This window comes from Pengzhenrongella sp. (genome assembly GCF_036565025.1).
In the GTDB taxonomy this organism is placed as follows: domain Bacteria; phylum Actinomycetota; class Actinomycetes; order Actinomycetales; family Cellulomonadaceae; genus Pengzhenrongella.
Genome location: NZ_DATCNW010000180.1, coordinates 1 through 3484 on the forward strand (window position 1 = coordinate 1; position 3484 = coordinate 3484).

General features: G+C 69.6%; 2 protein-coding genes. Both read right to left on the reverse strand.

The genetic code is table 11. From position 1 onward, the window contains the following. Positions 1-180 precede the first annotated feature (180 nt). Positions 181-2625, reverse strand: a complete 2445-nt coding sequence (locus VIM26_RS10515; RefSeq protein ID WP_331950880.1) for a putative bifunctional diguanylate cyclase/phosphodiesterase — start codon at positions 2623-2625, stop codon at positions 181-183. After that, the gene (locus tag VIM26_RS10520; protein WP_331950882.1) at positions 2622-3203 is read right to left on the reverse strand and encodes a molybdopterin-dependent oxidoreductase; all 582 of its coding nucleotides are present in this window, start codon (positions 3201-3203) and stop codon (positions 2622-2624) included. The genes VIM26_RS10515 and VIM26_RS10520 overlap by 4 nt, the downstream gene beginning before the upstream one ends. Positions 3204-3484 lie beyond the last annotated feature (281 nt).

Genomic DNA, 3484 nt, shown 5'->3' on the forward strand with positions numbered 1-3484 from the left:
GTCCGAGCGTTGACGTCCTATAGGACGTCAACGCTCGGACGTTGCGTGGTGCGGGCGGACGGCGATGCCGCCAAGGTCGGCTCCGGTGTGGGCCAGCGTGCCGGTGGCTGCGGCCGGGACCGCCGCCGGAACTGCGACGACCAGCGCGCCCGGTGCGCCGATCGGGTCGAGAGGATCGATCTACTGAGCGACGACCTCGGCGTGCCCGCGCCCGGGCCCGCGGCCCGGCGTCGGGACCCCGGGAATCAGCCGCCCGAGGATTGCGTCGGCCGCCATCGGCCGGGCGAGCAGGAACCCCTGCCCTGTCGTGCACCCGAGCCGGGTGAGGGTCTCGAGCTGAAACGGGGTCTCGATGCCCTCGGCGGTGATCACAGTGCCCAGCGCGGTGCCGAGCACGATGATGGCCTCGAGGATCGCGGTGCTACTCGCGGGCCCCACCAGCTCCACGATGAAGCTGCGGTCGATCTTGATCACGTCGATGGGGAAGTCCGTGAGGTACCGGAGCGAGGAGTAGCCGCAGCCGAAGTCGTCGATCGCCGTGCGCACCCCGAGCGCCTTCAGCTCGTGCAGGATCTCGATCCCTTGGGCGACGTCGGTCATCAGGACCGTCTCGGTGATCTCGAGGCACAGCGCCGCGGGCGGCAGCCCGGTCACCTCGAGCGTGCGCAGGATGTGGTCGACGAGACCGGGGTCGTCGAACTGCCGCACGGACAGGTTCACGTTGACCGTCAGGTCGGGCAGGCCGGTTGCCCGCCAGGCCGCGGTCTGCCGGCAGGCCTCGCCGAGCACCCACCGCCCGATCGGCAGGATCAGACCGGTCTCCTCCGCGATCGGGACGAAGTCCGCAGGGGAGATGTCGCCGCGCTCGGCGTGGTGCCAGCGCAGGAGGGCCTCGACCGAGACCACCTTGCCGGTCGCGAGCGACGTGATCGGCTGGTACGCGAGCGTCAGACCCTCGTCGTCGACGACGGCGCGCAGGTCGGCCTCCAGCCGCAGGCGCTCCGTCGCGCGCTGGTTCATGGCCGGGTCGAACAGCTCGTAGCGAGCCTTGCCGTTCCACTTCGCGTGGTACATCGCGGTGTCGGCGTCGCGCATCAGGCTGTCGGGGGTCGTCTCGCCGGGGCGTCCGGTGGCGATGCCCACGCTCGCGGAGATGAACACCTCGTTCTCGCCAAGCTGGAACGGGGCTCGCAGCGCCTCGACGATGCGGGCGGCGACGCGCCCCGGAAGGTCGTCGACGACGACGTCGGACAGCAGGATGGTGAACTCGTCGCCGCCGAGCCGCGCAAGGGTGTCCTGCGCCTCGACCTCCCAGGAGCGGGGCCCGCCGCCCGTGGCCCGGTCCCGGACGCACGTGCTCAGCCGGACGGCCACCTGGCGGAGCAGCTCGTCGCCCGCCTCGTGGCCGAGGCTGTCGTTGACGACCTTGAAGCGGTCGAGGTCGAGGAACAGGACGGCCACCGCGGCAGTGGACGGTCTGCTGAGCGCGTCGTCGAGGTCCTTCGCGAACAGCGCCCGGTTGGCGAGCCCGGTCAGGGGGTCCTCGAACGCCTGCCGGGCGAGCTGCTCCTGGTAGCGCAGCCGTTCGCTGATGTCCCGGTAGTTGAGCACCAGGGAACCGTGGTCGTCCCCGTCCGACTCCTGCAGGCGCGAGATGGCGACCTCGAACCTCGACGCCTCACCACTCGCCGTGCGCAGCCTCAGCTCGGAGCAGACCGTCTGGCTCTCTGCGTCGCGCGCCCGGTCGAGCAGGTCGAGCACGAGCGGGCGGTCGCGCTCATCCACGATCCCGACGAACGGCTCGCCGATGAGCCGGTCCGCGCGATGGCCCAGCGCACGCTCCACGGCGGGGCTCTGGTAGGTGACGTTGCCGCGCGTGTCAACGACCGTGAACACGTCGGAGGCGTGGTGCACCAGCGCCCGGAAGCGCCGCTCGCTCTCCCGTAGCTTCGCCTCGGCCGCCTGGCGCTCCACCGCCTCCCGCGTGATCGCCTCGTAGGCCCGGTCGAAGTCGCTGCGGACCCCGCGACGGATCGAGATGACGAGCACGGCGCCGAGCGCGACCAGCATGAACGACAGACCGAGCATGCCTCGCTCCGCGGTCGGACGGGCGGCCAGCACCGTGGTGACCTTGCTCCACAGCCGGATCTCCGACCGGTCATAGAGCTGCTTCATCGGCAGCCCGCTCGCGCGCAGCGCTGTCGCGGCAGACTCGCGCTCCGCGTCGTCCATCGGTCCGGACCCGGCCGAGACGAAGGCCGCACTCGCCACGTCGGCGTTCCGCCGAATTCCGGCGAACAGCTCGGTGTAGAGGCCGTCGTCACGTGCGATGACGGCGAAGATCTTCTGCTGCCGCCCGAGAAGTTGGAGCCGGAGCTCGGCATGGTCGAACGAGGCCGTGTCGTGGGAGTTCTGGACCTCGTCGAGCAGCACGAGGGTCTCACGCTGCATGTTGTTGAGCGTGGCCATCGTCTCCGCGGCGTCGGCGAATGACTGGGAGGTCCTGGTCATGCCCAAGTAGGACCACGAGAGCAGCACATTGAGACCGACGAAGAGCACGATCGTCGTGCACGCGAGGACGACCTGCAGCGGCCGCAGCCGCCGCCGGGCGAGACCGTTGCTCATTCCAGGGCCATCTCCGAGATGCTCCAGATCCACATGTCCGTGCTCTTCCCCACAACCGACTTCGGCAGCAGGATGAGCCGGGTCGGGCCGCCGTCGGCGACGGCCATCCGCTTGCCCTCGGCAGTGGTCGCGAGCAGCACCTCGCCGGACATCAGATCCTTCATCTGCACGGTCACGACATAGTCGTCGAGCGCCGTGATCCGCATCTTGGTGGCACCCGCGGGATCGATCGCGCGCATCAGCTCGTTCATCATGACCCCGCGATAGGTCACCTTCCGTTTCTCCCACGGATCATCGATCCTGACGCTCACCAGCGGGAGCGCCTCAAGCGCGGCCATGTCCAGCACGAGCCCCTTGGGGAAGCGGTCGTCGAGACCCTTACCGGTGAGGGTGAACACCGGTTTGCCGGTGAGCGCGGGCTCGGACGTGAACTCGACGGCGTGGGCGCCCGCGGCGGTCGCCTTCTCGAGCGGGACAGCGGCGCTCGAGCAGGCCGAAGCGAGCAGGGCCGCGGCCAGCGCTCCGGTCGCGACGAGCGCTCGGCGCCGGCCGAACAGCCGAGTGCGAGATCCGTGCATGGCCTGGCTCCTTGAGGCGTATGAGGGTCGGACTTAGGACCCACATCGGTCTATTTCCGGACCTGATGAGGAGATTCCTGCGCCGAGTAACGATTCCAACCCGACGCCGACATGACCTGGGTCACGCTGACCCGGTCAACGGCGTGCACGCCCACCGGCGCCTCTGCTGGGCAAGACGCAGGCAGCTCAACGTCGTCACCCCACGCAGGAGGCCCTCGCAAAGACCTCCCCCCTCGCAACGTCCGAGCGTTGACGTCCTATAGGACGTCAACGCTCGGACG